Source organism: Kribbella monticola, assembly GCF_003261635.1.
In the GTDB taxonomy this organism is placed as follows: Bacteria; Actinomycetota; Actinomycetes; order Propionibacteriales; family Kribbellaceae; genus Kribbella; species Kribbella monticola.
Genome location: NZ_QFXK01000003.1, coordinates 176,598 through 193,305, shown reverse-complemented (window position 1 = coordinate 193,305; position 16,708 = coordinate 176,598). Strand labels below are relative to the sequence as shown.

Annotated in this window: 17 protein-coding genes; 8 read left to right on the top strand and 9 right to left on the bottom strand. The window is 68.5% G+C overall.

What is annotated here, in order from left to right:
* Positions 1–15: 15 nt before the first annotated feature.
* Entirely contained in the window at positions 16–1,200 is a 1,185-nt protein-coding gene (gene ftsY, locus DIZ26_RS01900) for a signal recognition particle-docking protein FtsY (protein ID WP_198675833.1), read from the top strand.
* A gap of 18 nt (positions 1,201–1,218) precedes the next feature.
* On the opposite strand, the gene DIZ26_RS01895 is transcribed toward ftsY, so the two are convergent.
* From DIZ26_RS01895 to DIZ26_RS01875, 5 genes are all read right to left on the bottom strand, one after another.
* Positions 1,219–1,857: a DivIVA domain-containing protein gene (locus DIZ26_RS01895; protein ID WP_112237000.1), complete on the bottom strand. Its 639-nt coding sequence runs from the start codon at positions 1,855–1,857 to the stop codon at positions 1,219–1,221.
* Positions 1,854–2,984: a globin domain-containing protein gene (locus DIZ26_RS01890; protein WP_112236998.1), complete on the bottom strand. Its 1,131-nt coding sequence runs from the start codon at positions 2,982–2,984 to the stop codon at positions 1,854–1,856. The genes DIZ26_RS01895 and DIZ26_RS01890 overlap by 4 nt, the downstream gene beginning before the upstream one ends.
* Before the next feature lie 7 nt (positions 2,985–2,991).
* The gene (locus DIZ26_RS01885) at positions 2,992–3,381 is read right to left on the bottom strand and encodes a group I truncated hemoglobin (RefSeq protein ID WP_112236996.1); all 390 of its coding nucleotides are present in this window, start codon (positions 3,379–3,381) and stop codon (positions 2,992–2,994) included.
* Between the two features lie 274 nt (positions 3,382–3,655).
* Positions 3,656–4,630 (bottom strand): asparaginase, encoded by a 975-nt coding sequence (locus DIZ26_RS01880; protein WP_112236994.1) that lies wholly within the window; start codon positions 4,628–4,630, stop codon positions 3,656–3,658.
* Between the two features lie 43 nt (positions 4,631–4,673).
* The gene (locus DIZ26_RS01875; RefSeq protein WP_112236992.1) at positions 4,674–5,252 is read right to left on the bottom strand and encodes a helix-turn-helix domain-containing protein; all 579 of its coding nucleotides are present in this window, start codon (positions 5,250–5,252) and stop codon (positions 4,674–4,676) included.
* Between the two features lie 80 nt (positions 5,253–5,332).
* Here DIZ26_RS01875 and DIZ26_RS01870 point away from each other — a divergent pair, with 80 nt between their 5' ends.
* From DIZ26_RS01870 to DIZ26_RS01860, 3 genes are read left to right on the top strand one after another with little or no spacing between them, the layout of a single operon-like run.
* Positions 5,333–6,280, top strand: coding sequence for an NAD(P)/FAD-dependent oxidoreductase (locus DIZ26_RS01870; RefSeq protein ID WP_112236990.1), 948 nt, complete (start codon positions 5,333–5,335; stop codon positions 6,278–6,280).
* Positions 6,281–6,306: 26 nt separating this feature from the next.
* Positions 6,307–6,771, top strand: coding sequence for an RNA polymerase sigma factor (locus DIZ26_RS01865; protein WP_112236988.1), 465 nt, complete (start codon positions 6,307–6,309; stop codon positions 6,769–6,771).
* The gene (locus DIZ26_RS01860) at positions 6,768–8,015 is read left to right on the top strand and encodes a hypothetical protein (RefSeq protein ID WP_112236986.1); all 1,248 of its coding nucleotides are present in this window, start codon (positions 6,768–6,770) and stop codon (positions 8,013–8,015) included. Before DIZ26_RS01865 ends, DIZ26_RS01860 begins: the two co-directional genes overlap by 4 nt.
* Here the strand turns inward: DIZ26_RS01860 and DIZ26_RS01855 are convergent, their stop codons facing one another.
* The gene (locus DIZ26_RS01855) at positions 8,016–8,612 is read right to left on the bottom strand and encodes a TetR/AcrR family transcriptional regulator (RefSeq protein ID WP_112236984.1); all 597 of its coding nucleotides are present in this window, start codon (positions 8,610–8,612) and stop codon (positions 8,016–8,018) included. It lies immediately after the preceding gene.
* Positions 8,613–8,865: 253 nt separating this feature from the next.
* Between DIZ26_RS01855 and DIZ26_RS01850 the strand changes: the two genes are divergently transcribed.
* From DIZ26_RS01850 to DIZ26_RS01835, 4 genes are read left to right on the top strand one after another with little or no spacing between them, the layout of a single operon-like run.
* Positions 8,866–10,212, top strand: a complete 1,347-nt coding sequence (locus DIZ26_RS01850) for an ammonium transporter (RefSeq protein WP_198675832.1) — start codon at positions 8,866–8,868, stop codon at positions 10,210–10,212.
* Positions 10,209–10,547, top strand: coding sequence for a P-II family nitrogen regulator (locus DIZ26_RS01845; RefSeq protein WP_112236980.1), 339 nt, complete (start codon positions 10,209–10,211; stop codon positions 10,545–10,547). The genes DIZ26_RS01850 and DIZ26_RS01845 overlap by 4 nt, the downstream gene beginning before the upstream one ends.
* Entirely contained in the window at positions 10,548–12,812 is a 2,265-nt protein-coding gene (locus tag DIZ26_RS01840) for a [protein-PII] uridylyltransferase (RefSeq protein WP_112236978.1), read from the top strand.
* Between the two features lie 10 nt (positions 12,813–12,822).
* Positions 12,823–13,860: a DUF2332 domain-containing protein gene (locus DIZ26_RS01835; protein ID WP_112236976.1), complete on the top strand. Its 1,038-nt coding sequence runs from the start codon at positions 12,823–12,825 to the stop codon at positions 13,858–13,860.
* Between the two features lie 289 nt (positions 13,861–14,149).
* On the opposite strand, the gene DIZ26_RS01825 is transcribed toward DIZ26_RS01835, so the two are convergent.
* From DIZ26_RS01825 to DIZ26_RS01820, 3 genes are all read right to left on the bottom strand, one after another.
* Positions 14,150–15,040 (bottom strand): arginase family protein, encoded by an 891-nt coding sequence (locus DIZ26_RS01825; protein WP_112236972.1) that lies wholly within the window; start codon positions 15,038–15,040, stop codon positions 14,150–14,152.
* Positions 15,041–15,150: 110 nt separating this feature from the next.
* Positions 15,151–16,176, bottom strand: coding sequence for a hypothetical protein (locus DIZ26_RS37295; protein WP_157979547.1), 1,026 nt, complete (start codon positions 16,174–16,176; stop codon positions 15,151–15,153).
* A 3-nt stretch (positions 16,177–16,179) separates the two neighbouring features.
* A complete protein-coding gene (locus DIZ26_RS01820) occupies positions 16,180–16,617 on the bottom strand; it encodes a hypothetical protein (RefSeq protein WP_112236968.1) in 438 nt (145 codons plus the stop codon).
* Positions 16,618–16,708: the final 91 nt, after the last annotated feature.

Genomic DNA, 16,708 nt, shown 5'->3' with positions numbered 1-16,708 from the left:
CCAAGATGGGGAATCGTGTCGAACCCTCAGCTAGTCACCCTGCTCACCGACCAGGCCCTGATCGCCATCATCGCGGTGATCGCCATCGTGCTGATCGGCGGTACCACCGGCCTCGTCGTCTCCCGTCGCCGCAAGGCGGAGCTGCCGGCCGCCAAGCCGGCCCCTGAGCTCACCGAGCCCAAGATCGGCGACGACGCGGAAGAGCCGCGGGACACGCCCACCCGGACACTCGAGGACACCGAGCTGCCCGAGGCCGGCGCCACCGCGACGATCGAGAAGCCGGAGTCCGCCCAAGGCCGGCTGGTCCGCCTGCGCGCTCGGCTGGCCCGCTCGCAGGGCTCGCTCGGTAAGGGCCTGCTCGCGCTGCTGTCCCGGGACACCCTCGACGAAGAGGCGTGGGAGGACATCGAGACCACGCTGATCACCGCCGACGTCGGCGTCGCGCCGACCCAGGAGCTGGTCGAGAAGCTCCGGACCCGGGTCCGCGTCGAGGGCGTGTCCGGTGACCAGGCGCGGACCATCCTGCGCGAGGAGCTGATCGCGCTGGTCAATCCCGGGCTGGACCGCACGCTGAAGGTGCAGGGCAAGGAAGATCAGCCTGCTGTCGTCCTGGTCGTGGGTGTGAACGGCACCGGCAAGACGACCACGGTCGGCAAGCTGGCCCGGGTTCTGGTCGCGGAGGACAAGCACGTGGTGCTCGGCGCGGCCGACACCTTCCGGGCCGCGGCGGCGGACCAGTTGCAGACCTGGGGCGAACGTGTCGGCGTACGGACCGTGCGCGGGCCTGAAGGCGGCGACCCGGCGAGTATCGCGTTCGACGCGGTCAAGCAGGGGATCGAGGAGAAGGCGGACGTGGTCCTGGTCGACACGGCCGGCCGGCTGCACACCAAGACCGGGCTGATGGACGAGCTCGGCAAGGTGAAGCGGGTGATCGAGAAGGCCGCCGAGGTGGACGAGGTACTGCTCGTCATCGACGCCACCACCGGCCAGAACGGGCTCACGCAGGCCCGCGTGTTCGCCGAGGTGATCAACGTGACCGGCCTGGTGCTGACCAAGCTGGACGGTACAGCGAAGGGCGGCATCGTGATCGCCGTCCAGCGAGAGCTCGGCGTACCGGTCAAGCTGGTCGGGCTCGGCGAAGGCGCCGACGACCTGGCTCCGTTCGACGCGGAGCAGTTCGTCGACGCCCTGCTCGACTGATACTGCTTGACTACGGCACTAGGGACCGCCGTGCCTGGCCGGTGCCGGGTGAGGTTGATCGACCGGGCCGGCCGAGAGGTCCGTCCACCACTCGACCTCTCCGGTGTCGGCCGGCGGCGTGTCGCCGGCCTTGTCCTGCGGGAAGTGGCCGAGACGTTCCACCTGCTCTGCAAGGGCGTCCAGCACCGAGCGCAGCTGCACATGGGCCACCTGGGTGAACGTGCGGACGTACTCGAGCTCCGCGGCCTGTGCATCCGACCGTGGCAAGTGCTTGACCGCTGATTCCACCGAGTCGTGTGCCTGCTGCAGTACGTCGCGCTGCTGGTGGCGGGCCGATTCGACCAGATCCTTGGCGTACTGCTCGGCCTCGGCGACCAGATTGTCGGCAATCTGCTGTGCCTGGCTCAGTAGCCCGACGGCGTGCGCCGTGATGTGTGCGCGCTGGTCTGCGTCCGGTGTACTGGCCCGGAGCCGCTCCAGCTCGGCCCTGAGCTCCGCGCGGTCCGCGTCGGCGTACTCGATCTGCTCCGCCAGATCGCTCAGGTAGCCCAGCACCTCGGCCGGATCCAGTCCCTTCCGCCGGGTGGGGAAGGTCTGATGCCGGATCGCGTACGGCGACTGGGCGGGTCGCCGGGCGAACGGGTCTTCGGGCGTCACTGCTGGCCCCCTGCTGAGGTTGTGGTCCCGAAGGACTCGGTGCGGATGTCAGCCGCCGGCGTACCGGCTCCGGTCAGCTCGTCGATGGTGTGCGCCACCATGGCGGGCGACCCGCAGACCAGAGCGATGTGCCCCGGCCAGGGCCCGTGCTGCGCGGCCACGGTGCCGACCAGGCCGCGCGGGCCGGGGTAGGACCCGTCGTCGGAGACCACGGGCGTGTAGCTGAACCAGGGCCGCTGGGTGAGCCGGGTGAGCTGCTTGTGTTCGTACAGGTTCCACGGCATCCGGGCGCCGTGGAACAGATGCACGTTGGGCACCGGCTGCTGGCTGCGGTCGAGCTGTTCGAGCATGGCCCGCAGTGGAGCGAGCCCGGTGCCGCCGGCCACCATCAGGAGGTTCTTGCGCTCCTTCGGCAGTTGCAGGGTGTCGCCCACCGGCGAACCGAGCCGTACGGCGTCGCCCTTGCGCAGCGAGCGCACGGCGGCGCCGCTGACCTGGCCTCCGGCGATCAGCTGGATGTGCAGCTCGATCGACCCGTCGCTCCGCGGCGCGTTGGCCGGGCTGAAGTAGCGCCAGCGCCTCGGCCGGTAGGGGATCTCCAACGCGACCGACTGGCCTGGTTGGTAATGCAGCGGCTGCTCGGGTCGCAGCTGCACGATGGTGATGTCCATCGTGCGCCGGTCCACGCCGAGCACCTCCGCCGGCCACCAAGCCGGGCTGTCCTCGGCGGATTCCTCGGCGGCCTGGACCATGACGGTCGCGACCAAGCCGTACGCCTCTGCCCAGTCGGCAGCGAGCTGCGACGTCCAGGCTGCGCCGAGGAAATGCTGCAGGGTGGCCAGCAGCGATGCACCGACGGCCGAGTAGTGCTCCGCTATCACCGAGAACCGCCGGTGGTCGCGGCCGAGCTGTTGCAGGAAGGGGACCACTTCGTCGAGCTGAGCCGCGTTGCTGACAACAGCGCCGAGGGCGCCGACCAACTTGTCCCGCTGGGCGGCCATCGAGACCGGGAACATCTCCCGGACTTCCGGATGGGACAGGAACAGGTGGGAGTAGAAGAACAGCGGTACCTCGTCGCCGGACTTGGCGACGACGGCCCAGCTGCTCTTCAGTGCGGCCGGGTCCATCCCCGGCTCAGGGCGCGGTGACGATGTCGCCCTGGGTGGCGCCGAGCGCCTGCACGACCCGGTCGGTGATGTCCTGCGGCACGCTGTGCGCCTCCAGAGCCTTGATCAGGTGCGCCACCACCAGACCGAAGTCCTCGTCGGTGATCCCGCGGCCGCGGTGCGCGGCGGCCAGGTCGGCGCCCTCGTAGGACACCGGTCCGCCCATCACCTGCGAGACGAGCTGCACCTGGTGACGCTTCAGCCGGGTCAGGTCGGTGTCGGCGAAGTAACCGGCCAGCTGCGGGTCGGCCAGAACGCTTTGGTAGAACAAATCCACCACCGAAGCGACGGCGGCACCACCCCCGACCGCGGCGTAGTCACTGGTCTTTTCGCTGCCGGCCTGTACGTGCTCAACCACGGAGCAACCACTCCCAAGAGTCTCGAACCGATCCCCGAGCGGACACCGATCCGATCACTTCGCCACGGTGCAGGTCAAGTCATCGGAAGAGATTCGAAACGTAACGTCCGTTGTTCGTTCGAGGCGTTGACAACCCTTGTCCAGATAGGGAATCTTGGCTCCGCCCCCTCTCCTCGTACTGTTGCCTGGAGCAACAGATCCGAAAAGACATCTCCCGCTGGCATCGATGCCAGCCCAGAACCGGTTCAGCTCGCGACCGGCCCGGCGGTGTGGTTCAGTGGTGCTGCGCGAAGGCCGCGGCGATCTCCTCCGGGCCCTCGTTAGTTGCCAGCAGCAACCGTAGGAGGAGCCGGGCTTTGTACGGGTCGAGGAAGCCGCCGTCGATCAGGCCGCGCCGCAGCAGGTCGGACTCGGAGCCGATCGAGCTGTAGGTGTTCCGCAGTACGGAGCCGGCGCCCGTCCGCGAGGTCAGGACGACCGGGATGCGCCGGGCGAGCTCGCCGAGCACAGGTGCGAGCGCGGACGGCACATGGCCGACCCCGTATCCCGCCACGACCAGGCCCTGGTACTTGTCGGCCAGTCCGTCGAGCAGCAAACCGTCGTCGTCCAGCGTGACGGTGTAGAGGGCCACCTTGTTGGCTTCGAGATCCTCCGGCTCCGGATGCCCCTGTACGCCGTCCTGCCGGGCTGGGCGCGTCAGGATCCGCACCTGGTCCTCGACCAGGTGCCCGATCGGCCCTGTGTTGGGGGACGCGAAGGCCGCAGTACTGGTGCTGTGCGTCTTTCGCACCCAGCGTGCCGCGTGGATCTGGTCGTTGAAGACCACCAGTGCGCCGAGGTCGCGTGCGGCGGGGGAGCAGGCGACCCGCGCGGCGGCCAGCAGGTTCGCCGGGCCGTCGGGGCCTGCCAGGGTCGGGTTCCGCATCGCGCCGGTGAGGACGAACGGGTTCGGATGCGGCCAGATCTGGTCCACCAGGAAGGCGGTCTCCTCGAGGGTGTCGGAGCCCTGCAGGACGACGACTCCGGTCGCGCCGTTGCTGATCGCCTTGGAGGCGGCGTCGACCACCTCGAGCATCTTGGCGACCGTCAGGTTCGCACTGGGCACCGCCTCGATGTCCTGGACCTCCACCGGACGTCCCAGCTCTGCAAGCCCTGGTACTGCGGCGGCCAGCTCGGCTCCGGTCAACCGGGCGGTGGTGGGTCCCGCCATGCCGATCGTGCCGCCGAGGGTGAACAGTGCGACGCTCACGGGCCGTCCTCTCCTTCGCTGACAAGCCCGGGAAGGCTACTACTTACTTGGATCGCGCGCGGACGTGCATGCGCTCGCCCTGCGGGCCGAAGAGGCAGAGCATCTCGGCCGGGCCTGGACCGGGGTTGCTGAACCAGTGCGGGATCCGGGTGTCGAACTCCGCGACCTCCCCTTCGGCCAGCACGATGTCCTTGTCGCCCAGCAGCACACGGATCCGGCCGGACAGCACGTAGAGCCAGTCGTAGCCCTCATGCGTCCGCTGGTCGGGCTCGCCGCCCGGCCAGCCCGCCTGCACGATCTGCTTGTACGCCTGCAGTCCACCGGGCCGCCGGGTCAGCGGGATCATCACCGCGCCGTCCTTCCGCTTCACCGGTCGCGCATGAATCCGTGGGTCACCTGTCGGTGGAGCATCGACCAGTTCGTCCAGCTGGACCTGGTGCGCCCGCGCCAGGGGAAGCAGCAACTCCAGCGTCGGGCGGCGCTGGCCGGCCTCCAGCCGCGACAAGGTGCTGACCGAGATCCCCGTCGCGGCCGCGAGCTCGGCCAGCGTCGTACCGCGTTCCTGGCGGAGCGCCCGCAGTCGCGTTCCGACACCTTCCAGCACACCCTCGAAATCGTCCATGTTGCCATCTTGGCAAACTTTCTTGTCGTTTTGGCGATTCCGGCCGAGGCTCGGAACCAAGCTTTCGAGAGGAGTCGACGATGAACGAGTACGACGTGGTGGTGATCGGCGGGGGAGCGGCCGGGCTCGGCGGCGCGCTGGCGCTGGTGCGGTCGCGCCGATCGGTGCTGGTGATCGACGAGGGCACGCCCCGCAACGCACCGGCCGAGCACGTCCACAACTACCTGACCCGGGACGGGGTGCCGCCTGCTGAGCTCTACGCACTCGGCCGCACCGAAGTGACCGGCTATGGCGGCGAGGTGCGCACCGGCACGGTCACGGCAGTCACACCGGCCCAGGACGGCTTCGAGGTCCTGACAGCCGACGGTACTGCGGTGCGCGCCCGCCGGCTGCTGGTGACGACGGGCCTGGCGGACCAGTTGCCCGACGTACAGGGGCTTGCTGAGCGGTTCGGGCGGGACGTGCTGCACTGCCCTTATTGCCATGGCTGGGAGGTACGCGACCAGGCGATCGGCGTACTGGCTACAGGTGCGATGGCGATTCACCAGGCGATGCTGTTCCGGCAGTTGAGCAACGACGTCACGCTGTATCTCAATGATGGTCCGGAGCCCACGGAGCAGCAGTGGGAGGAGTTGGCTGCCCGCGACATCTCCGTAGTACTGGGGAAGGTGACCGCGGTCGAGGTGGCGGACGACAAGCTGTCCGGCGTACGGCTGGACAGCGGCAGGGTCATCGCGTGTCAGGCGCTGGTGGTGCAGCCGTACGCCGCTGCCCGTGCTGCGTTCCTCGAAGGCCTCGGGCTGAAGCCGGCCGAAGTCGAGGTCAACGGAGTCTCCATGGGCACTGCTGTCCCGTCCGAGCCCGGTGGCAAGACCGCCGTGCCCGGAGTGTGGGTGGCAGGCAACGTGGCTGATCCGCGGGCTCAGGTGATCAGCTCGGCGGCGGCCGGCCTGGCAGCGGCGGCGGCCATCAACTACGACCTGATCGAAGAAGAGACCCGGCTGGCAGTGGCCGCGCGGAGTAGTTGAGGAGTTCAATAGGGGCGGGAGGGTGGATGCGCGACACTGTCGACCCAGAATTCGCCTCGTACGTCGATGCGCGGCAAGGAAAATGGCTCCGGGCGGCCTACCTGGTGTACGCCGACCTGGATCGGGCCGAGGAGCAACTTCGGCACGCCTTCACCCGGCTGGCACTGCGCTGGGGCAAGGTCGACGATCCGGACGTCTTCGTCCAGCGGATCCTCTACGACCCGGCCCTGTCGCGGTGGTCCCGGGCCAAGGCACAGCCGGTCGATGACGACGAACATCCGGTCCGGGTCGCACTGGCCGGCCTCAGCCCGGTTCAGCGTGCGGTGTTCGTGCTGCTGCATCTCGAGGAGCTCACCGAGTTCGAGGTCGCCGATGTCCTCAATCTGTCCCACACCACCGTGCACGGCCACGGGCTGAGCGCCCTGAACCAGTTCCGGTCGGCGCTCGGCGCGGGCGACCAGCGCGATACCAGGCGGAGGGACTGGCGGTGAGGCGGGAGGACGTCCGTCCCCTGCTGTCGCAGGCAGCCGACGGCACACCTGAGCCGGACCTCGCCGACGCCGCGTGGACCGCGGCGGTCGCGATCCGGCGCCGACGTAGGCGCAGTGTCGTCATCGCCCTCGTCGCGGTCCTGGTGATCGGTGCGGCGGCTGCACTGGTCGCCGCACTCGGCGGCGGCAAGGCAGCGATCACGCCGCCGACCACACCACCTTCCGGACCGCCTGGCTTCGTGCGACCGGCTGGACAGATCGCCGGCATCGACTTCTGGATCGCTCCACCCAGTGGCAGCGAGCGGTACCTGGATCCGCTCGACACTCCACTGGGGGAGACGCTGAAGCTCCCGGACGATCCGAAGAGTCTGCAGGAGGCGCCCATCGAGCGGATCGCGGCAGTCGTGCTCGGGAACCACAGCGGGGCGTACGAGCCGCTGCTGCTGGGCAACGACGGGCACTGGGCACGCGCCGAGGTACGGCTCAGTGCGATCAGTACCGGCGCTCCCCTCAGTTCGGGAGCCGTGTCGCCCAGTGGGGAGCTCGTGGCCTTCCCGCAACCGGGTGCCGTGCAGGTGCTCAGTGTCGTCAGCTCGCAAGCCCGGGAGATCAGCTTGCCGACGCAGGACCTGCGCAGTGTGAGCTGGTTGCCTGATGACAACCGGATCATTGTCAGCGGACCGGATGCCGCCTATCGCGTGCTGCTCGCCGACGGTAGCAAGGGGGAGCGCGGGGTGACCCCGGTGGAGCCCAGTGGCGACCCGGAGGAGGAGACCTCGCCGTACCGGCTGAGCGGTAGTGGCGGGCGGGTGGCGCTTGCGGGCTACTCGATCGCCAACGGCTGGACCTCCCACACCGCGGTACAGCTACCGGTGGAGTCCTGGGTCGGGCAGACCCTCGCCGGTGGCGGCACGGCCGCCCGGCTCTTCATCTCCGGTCAGCTGTCCGAGTTGCCCACCGCGGACCTCCAGCCGCAGGTCGTTGCGGCCATCTCCCTGCAGGGGGCCGAGCAGAGCCGGCTGCTGGTGCTGGGGTCCTCCCCACCACCCACGGCGGGAACAGTCGCTCCCGCCGTCGACCGGCCGCCCGGCTGCTGCCTGGTCCTCGGCTGGTACGACGACAACACCGTGCTGGTCCAGGTGCAGGGCTGGGTGATCTCCTGGGGCGTCCTGACCGGCCAGGTACGCCGGGTCACCGAGCTCGAGGTGAGCGGCGTCGCCCTCGGGCCCGGTGTCCGCGGCTGACTACTGCATGATGCCGTGCATCGTCATACCGACCAGGTGGTCGGCGTCGGTCACCGCCGGCATCGCCTCACCGGTCAGCGCTCGAAGGATCAGTACGCCGGCCAGCCACTCCACCATCAAGACGGGGTCGGCACCCGCCCGAATCGGTTCACCTCGTTCCCGGGCCCGCTCCAGGGTGGCCGCCGTCAACGCGATCCGCCGATCCAGGAAGCTGCGGTAGAGCACCGCGAACCGCTCGTCGCGGTTCAGCTCCGAGACCGCCAGCCGGACCCAGGCAAGGCCCTCCTTCGTACTGACGAACTGCAACGCCGCGGTGTAGACCTGTCGCAGGTCGCCCTCGATCGAGCCGGTGTCGGCATCGGGAATCTCGATGTCGAACAGCTCGGTCATCGCGTCGTTGGCCAGCTCCTCCTTGCTGGCCCAGCGGCGGTAGATCGTGGCCTTGCCGACGCCCGCCGCCTCCGCGACGTCGTCCACCGTCATCCCGTCGAACCCGCGCTCCAGCAGCAGCTGTACGGCGTACCGGCGGATCCTCGGCTCGGCGTCCGGGTCCCGCGGCCTGCCGCGGCGCGGCCTTTCCCCGCTTGTAGTCCCCATTTCTTCGTCCCCAGCTAGGACAGGCGCAGTGGCGCGGCTGCGGCCTGTGTGGTCAGGCCAGAGTGCCACACGTCGGCCGATGTCACGCCGATGTCACTTAAGAAGGCGCTTTGTCACATGCCTGAAACATCCCGACCGATCGGCTGAAACGGCGCGCCGACACCGTTTGCGGTGTGGCCGTGCGTGGGCTTCCCGGCGTTGTGGAGTTCCCCCTTGATGAGGACGCGGGCCACCCCCCAGATCGATGGAAGGGATGACGTTGATGGAGATCAACGCCGGCGATACCGCCTGGGTCTTGGTAAGTGCCGCGCTGGTGTTCTTGATGACACCGGGCCTGGCTTTCTTCTACGGCGGCATGGTGCGCGTCAAGAGCGTGCTGAACATGATGATGATGAGTGCCATCACCATCGCCGTGGTCACCATCTTGTGGGTGGTGGTCGGCTTCTCGCTGACCTTCACCGGTGACAACGGGCACGTGATCGGTGACTTCTCGGCGGCCGGGCTGAAGGGCCTGATCGCGCCGGACGCGGTCAGCGGAACGATTCCGACGCTCGCTTTCGTCGCCTTCCAGTTGATGTTCGCGATCATCACCCCGGCGCTGATCTCGGGCGCCATCGCGGACCGGGCCACCTTCCGTGGCTGGATCGCGTTCGTGGCGGGCTGGACCTGCCTGGTGTACTTCCCGGTCGCGCACTCGGTGTGGTTCCTCGACGACGGCAAGGGCGGCTGGATCGGCGACAAGCTGAAGGCGATCGACTTCGCCGGTGGTACCGCGGTGCACGTGAACGCCGGTGCGGCAGCGCTCGCACTGGCCCTCGTGCTCGGCCGCCGGGTCGGCTGGCGCAAGGACCCGATGCGGCCGCACAGCCTGCCGCTGGTCATCCTCGGCGCCGGGCTGCTGTGGTTCGGCTGGTTCGGCTTCAACGCGGGCTCCGCGCTGAGCGCCGGCACCACCGCCGCGGTCACCTTCGTGAACACCCAGGTCGCCACCGCCGCCGCCGTGATCGGCTGGCTGATCGTGGAGCGGATCCGGCACGGCAAGGCCACCACGCTCGGCATGGCCTCCGGCGCGGTCGCCGGTCTGGTCGCGATCACCCCGTCCTGTGGTGCGGTCACGCCGGTCGGCGCGATAATCCTCGGCGTGCTGGCCGGTGCGATCTGCGCCTTCGCGGTCTCGCTGAAGTACAAGCTCGGTTTCGACGACTCCCTCGACGTGGTCGGCGTGCACCTGGTCGGCGGTCTGTTCGGCTCGCTGGCGATCGGCTTCCTGGGTTCGGCGGCCGCCCCGTCGGCGGTGGACGGCCTGTTCTACGGTGGTGGCGCCGGCCAGCTCGGCCGGCAGGCGCTGGCGAACCTGGCGGTCGGGGTCTACTCCTTCGTGGTCGCCTTCGGGCTGGGCAAGCTGATCGACAAGACGATCGGCTTCCGCCTGACCGAGGACGACGAGGTCACCGGTGTCGACCAGGTGGAGCACGCCGAGACGGCGTACGACTTCCTGGGCGCGTCCGGCCTGCGCGGTCACAACCCGCTGGCCCGTACGACGGTCCCGGCCCCCGTTGAGGATGCACCCGCAGACACGAAGGAAGGTGCGAACGCATGAAGCTGATCACCGCTGTGGTCAAGCCGCACAAGCTGGAAGACGTCCGGGCCGCGCTGGAGACGTTCGGGGTGACCGGCATGACGGTCACCGAGGCGAGCGGCTACGGCCGGCAGAAGGGCCACACCGAGGTCTACCGCGGCGCGGAGTACGAGGTGGACCTGGTCCCGAAGGTCCGGCTCGAGGTCGTCGTCGAGGACGGTGACGGCGCCGATGTGGTGGACGTGATCGTCAAGGCGGCACAGACCGGCAAGATCGGCGACGGCAAGGTCTGGGTGACCCCGGTCGAGTCGATCGTCCGGGTCCGGACCGGCGAAGTCGACGGAGACGCCCTCTAGATGGTGAACCGGGCAGAGCAGCGGCGCGTTCGGGCCGACGAGGCGGACGCGCTGCTGCACCTGCTCCTCTCGAAAGCCTGCGACGCCCTCGGCCAGTCCGCCGAGGGCGTCGCGCTGGTCGCCGTCGGCGGCTACGGCCGGGAGGAGCTTTCGCCGTACAGCGACCTGGACGTGATGCTGCTGCACACTGCCGGGTACCCACGGATCGACGAACTGGCCGCACAGATCTGGTATCCGCTGTGGGATTCGAGGACCAAGCTCGACCACAGCGTCCGGACCGTCGAGGAAGCCCAGGCTGCCGCCGCGGACGACGTACGGGTCGCTTTGGGCCTGCTGGACGCGCGGCACGTTGCTGGGGATTCTCATCTCACGCTGCAGCTGCGATCGGTGCTGATGGCCGACTGGCGCCGTACTGCGAAGACGCGGCTGCCCGCGCTCGCCGCTGCTTGCCGGGACCGCGCCAACACGGTCGGCGAGCTGGCGCACTTGGCCGAGCCGGATCTGAAGGAGGCGTACGGCGGTCTGCGGGACGCCGTCGTACTACGGGCGCTCGTGGCGTCCTGGCTGGTCGACGTACCGCATCCCGTGGTGGAGCGGGCGCGCCTCGACCTGCTGAACATCCGCGACGAGCTGCACAACGTCGCAGGGCGCGCTACCGACCGGTTGGTCGCGGACGTCGCCGGTGAGGTCGCTGCTGGGCTGGGAATGGCAGACCGCGACGAACTGCTGCGACACGTCTACGCGACCGGGCGCACCTTGGCGCACGTGTGCGACGTGTCCTGGCGACGAGTCGAGAGCCTCGTGGCGCGACCGCCTCGCTCACGGCGGCGTGGGCGTACTGGTGGTCCACTACTGCTGGCCCTGGACGAGGGAGTCGGGCAGCACGAGGGTGAAGTCGTCCTGATGCCTGACGCGCGGCCGGAGCGTGACCCGGTGCTTGGGCTGCGCGCTGCGGCCGTGGCTGCGGACCGCTCGCTCGTACTGTCTCCTGCTGTGTGTGCGCGGTTGGCTGCTGCCTCGGCTCCGCTGCCGACGCCTTGGCCTGGCGAGGCCCGTCGGTTGCTGTGCGCTTTGCTGGGGGCTGGTCCAGGGCTTCTCGAAGTGTGGGAGGCGATGGACCAGGCTGGGTACGTGTCGCGTCTGCTGCCTGAGTGGGACTCCGTGCGGTTCCGGCCGCCGCAGTCCGCAGTACACCGCTACACCGTCGACAGGCATCTGCTGGAGACCTGTGTCGAGGCGTCGAAGATGGTGCGTGACGTACGTCGACCGGACCTGCTCCTGGTCGCCGCGCTGGTGCACGACCTGGGCAAGGCAGTCGAGGGCGACCACAGCGTCACCGGTGCCGTGATCGCTACCGCAATAGGCCGCCGACTGGGTTTCCCGGCTGCTGACGTCGAGACGATCACCCTGCTGGTGCGCCAGCACCTGATGCTCGCCCAGGTGGCGACGCGGCGAGACCTGGACGATCCGATGACGGTGGAGCTCATCTCGGGGATCGTCCGCGACACAGACACGCTGGACCTGCTGGAGGCACTCACCTACGCCGATGCGCGTGCTGCTGGGCCTGCTGCGTCGTCGCCGTGGCGAATGCGGCTGGTGGGGGAGCTGGCCCGCCGAGTGCGAGGTGAGCTGTCCGGGGGAGGCGCAGGGCTGTGGACCGAGGCTCCGCCGATCGCTGTACCCGCACTGCACCAGGTGGTCGGCATCGGCCGGGTCGGTGTGACCGTGTCGGACCACGCCGGTGACCTGCGGATCAACGTGGCCGTGCCTGACCAAGTAGGCACGCTGTCGACGGTTGCCGGCGTACTGGCGGTCGAGCGGCTCGCAGTACGGTCTGCTGTCATCACCTCTGTCGATGGGCTCGGGATCTCCCAGTGGTCGGTTGCCGGCTCACTGCCCGACCCTGTGCGGCTGCGGGATCGGCTTGCTGTCGCACTGCGCGACGATGCCGACCTGGTACGCCGGTTGGCCGCGCGAGACTCGTCCGCTACCCGGCAGGCCGTTGCGAGCAAGGTCGATTTGTTGCCTGGGGCATCGGAAACCGCGACTGTGCTGCAGGTGCGCGCACACGACCGGCCGGGTCTGCTGTACGACGTGACAGCGGCGATCGCCTCGACCGGCGCCGACATTCGCTCGGCGCATGTGAGCACGCTCGGGGCCGAGTGCGTCGACGTCTTCTACCTGACCGACCGCAACGGAGCGCCGCTGGAAGAGGAGGACGCGGAGACGACTGCCAAGTCGGTACTGGACCGGTTGACCTTCTAATGTCTTCGGTGTGGATGTTGTAGAGGCGTTCCAGCTGCAGGCTCAGGAGTGCGAGGAACTCGGCTCGCCGATGTATGCGGACCTGCTGCGGCGGATCGTGGACGACCTGGAGCTGGGCGGCGTGTCCACGAAGGTGGTGGCCGGGTACGACCCTGCGCAGTACGGACTTGCACTGCCGCTGCTGGGCGCCGTGCACCGGCTTGTGCTGACAGGGGAGGCGCCGGAGCTTGCGGCGTTCTACCCGAGTGTCGGTGGTTCGTGGGACCCGGTGCTGGGCTGGGAAGCGTTCGAGCAGGTGCTGCAGTCGCGCGGTGGGGAGCTACGAGCGCAACTCCTCCAGGCGCCGCAGACCAATGAGGTCGGACGCTCCACTGCCCTGTACGGCGGGTTGCTGCAGCTCTTCGAAGCTGTTCCTCTTCCTGTGCGACTGTTCGAGATCGGGTCGAGTGCTGGGCTCAATCTTCGCGCTGACCACTTTCGCTACAACCTTGCCGACGGCACCGGGTTCGGTCCTGCGTCGAGCCCTGTGCAGCTTGCCGATGCGTGGTCCGGTCGCGCGCTCACGCCGCACCCTGAGCTGCGGATCGCCGAGCGCGTCGGTAGCGATATCGCCCCGGTGAACGCGCTGAGCTCCGACGGGGAGCTGCTCCTGACGTCGTACGTCTGGCCGGACATGACGGCTCGGCTCGAAAGGCTCCGCGGCGCGATCGAGATCGCCCGATCGGTGCCGGCCGACGTACGGCGTGAGGACGCTGTGTCGTTCCTTCGTGCACTGGAGTTGTCGGAGGGCCACGTGACCGTCGTCTGGCACTCGGTGATGTGGCACTACCTCACTTTGTCGGAGCAGAGGGCAGCTGACGAGGCGCTTGATGCTTTGGGGCAGAGGGCTACTGCGTCGGCGCCGCTGGCTCGGTTGAGCCTCGAACACCGCCGCCGCACGCCGGATGCGCCTGTTGAGCCCTTGGTGGTCCTCCAACTCTGGCCCGGGGGAGAGCCCCGCATCCTCGGCCACACCTCGGCCCACGGCGCGCAGACGGTTTGGGAGTAACCAGCTCCCCTCTCCCTAGCTAGCCGCCGAGCGCCGCAGCCGGTTGTCGATCAGCCGCGAGCGCCGCAGCTCGGTGTTGGTCAGCTGCGGGGGCCGCAGCTCGGTGTCGGTCAGCTGCGGGGGCCGCAGCTCGGTGCGGCCAGTCGCGGGTGCCGCAGCTCGGGGTCGGTCAGCCGTGGAGCGCCGCAGTTCGGTGTCGGTCGGCTGCGGGGGCCGCAGCTCGGTGCGGCCAGTCGCGGGCGCCACAGCTCGGCGTCGGTCAGCCGTGGAGCGCCGTAGCTCGGGTCGGTCAGCCGCCGAGCGCCGCGACGAGGGTGTCGGTGAGCTCGGCGGCGTACCGCCCGTCGGGGTCCAGATCCGGGTCGAAGATGCCGACATCCAGCCCGACGCACTTCGGTGCCTTGAGCAACGGCTTCAGCAGGCTGCGCAAATGCTCGTGCTGCAGCCCACCTGGATCCGGACTGTCGACCGCCGGCATCACCTCCGCGTCGAGGATGTCGACATCGAGATGCACCCAGAACCCGTCCAGCTCGTCCCTCTCCAGGTGTTGCAGCACATCGGCAGCGGCTTTGGCCGGATCTTTCATGACGTCGAGCGCCGACCGCTCCAGAATCCCCGCTTCCCGCACGGTTTCGAGGTACGCCTCGTCCTCGCGATAACCAAGCATCGCCGCGTCCTCATCCCTGACATACGGCCGCAGCTGCTCGAGATCGGTGAGATCCGCCTGCCCGCGCCCGGTCACCAACGCCAGCGCCTCGCCACCAGCGGCCCCGACGTACTCGTCGTTATCGACAGTGCGCATATCGGAATGCCCGTCGAGATACACCACCCCATACCGCCCCCGCCGCTTCAACGCCAACGCCGGCCCCAGCAAGTTGCTGCACTCCCCACCCAGCAGCACAACGAACTTGTCCTCATCAACCAACTTCCCCACCCGATCAGCCAACCTCCGGCTGTACTCCGCGATGGCAACCGCATTGAACACGCCGTCCCCCGGCTCCCAATCCCCCCGGTCATACCGCGGCGGCGTCACCACCCCCGCGTCCTCAGCCCCAATCCTCCGCACAAACCCCCGATCCCGCACCGCCCCCGCCAACTTGTAACACCCCGGCACCACCCCTTCCTTTGGCGGCCGCAACCCCAAGTTCGACGGCCCATCCACCACAACCCGCTCCCGCACCCACCCACCCCTAACCGCTAGCCCTTCAACAATGGGTTAGATCCTGTCCATCCCCGCCCCACCCTGTCAACGCACCCCCCGGCCAATGCCCCCGCAACTCGTTCCGACGATCAGTCCGCGCCCCGATCAAGGCCGGGAGTAGCTCGGCCCGCCGATGTCCTAGTACTTCGAGACCCGTCGCCAAGGGAAGACGCTGCTGCCCGTGTCGCATGTGCAGCCGGAGCCTGCCCACTGAGAAACCGCATGGTGCCTACTTCTTGCCGCTCCGCTTCGTCCGGAGTTGCTGTGAGCAGTGAGCGAGTTGGTTCGCCCTCGGCGGGATGACGTGCGGCGTTAGGGAAGTCAGCGGGAAACGGCTGCTGCGGGCTCGTCCGGTAGTGGTGTCGAATCTCCTCAACCTTTGCGTTGAGGCTGCGTTTGATCTCGTCCGCTGTCACCCGGCCGGCGTCCTGTGGGCGTCCGGGCAACATGGGCCACATCGGATGGGTCATTGTGGCAATGAGGGCTGCGCGCGTAGCTTGCCGATCTGCCACTGGAACGACTTCTGCCAGCCGGTTCCGCAGGACGCCGTCGGCCAGCTGGTCGAAGTGCAAAGCGCCCGGTCCCCGAGTGACGACGCCGATCATCGCCTCCCATGACATGCTCGGACCGGCGCATTGATTCAGAAGGCTCGTCGCTGCGGCATGCGCACCTGGGTACGTCGGCGTCGGCATGGGCAGGTCGGGATAGCCGGCCCGCCTTGCAAAGGCGTCGAAATCCTCCACGGCACGGACCTCGGCGATACCTTCCATCAACCCTTTGCTTACTGGCGACCGCACCGCATTCCTGTCGTCCGGCGCGTCGGTCTCCATGCAGGCATGGGTTGCTTCGTGAAGCACGGTGGCCAGTGCCTGCGCCTGTCGGTCCGGGGTTGTCGTCGTCGACCTGTCGAGATGACGAAGCACCAAAGGGTCCGAAAGGCGAAGGTCGCCAGTGATCGGATCGAATCCACCCCAGGTCTCAGCCTGTGTCGCCCACAGATTTCCACTCCACCGATCGACTGCCGTCGGCCGCAGACTTCGCGCGATCTGGTAGAGGCGTACGAACTCCCGGTAGACCGGCGACTCAGGATCGACCAGTCGATCACCGGCGCCCATGAATCAGTTGCCCGTGCGAGGCGAATCTTCCGTTGGCCACGTGGGATTGCGCAGTTCGTCTTCGAGGTGCTCAAGCACTCGTGTCATCGCGCGGATGTGGGGCGCTTCGTCAGCGGCTGCCCGGTCGGCTATCTCCCATATCTTCCGCCGGGCGTCCGCAATGGCAGCGATCTGTTCATCCACGGTGCCGCCTGCCTGATACGCGGAGCCCGCCACCTCGCCGGCCTGGTGGTAGAGCGCACTCCACTGCCGTGGCGGTTCAGGAGGCTCGCCCAACAGCTCGATCAATCCCAAGGCCCACTCGCGGTCTTCTGCCGAGGCATCGTCGGGCACGAGCTCGCGAAGTCGAGCCTGCTCTCGCCCCGCATCAGCCCGCTCGTTCCGCACCCGATACCGCGCCCCCGAGAACGCCGAGTTGAACCCAGCCACGTCCAACGGCATAACCCCTCCTCAACGACGCCTTCCACCTACTGCGCGTAACGATATCGAGCAACGCGCCGCCGCGTGGGCGGTTATCCACAGGAGGCGAAGT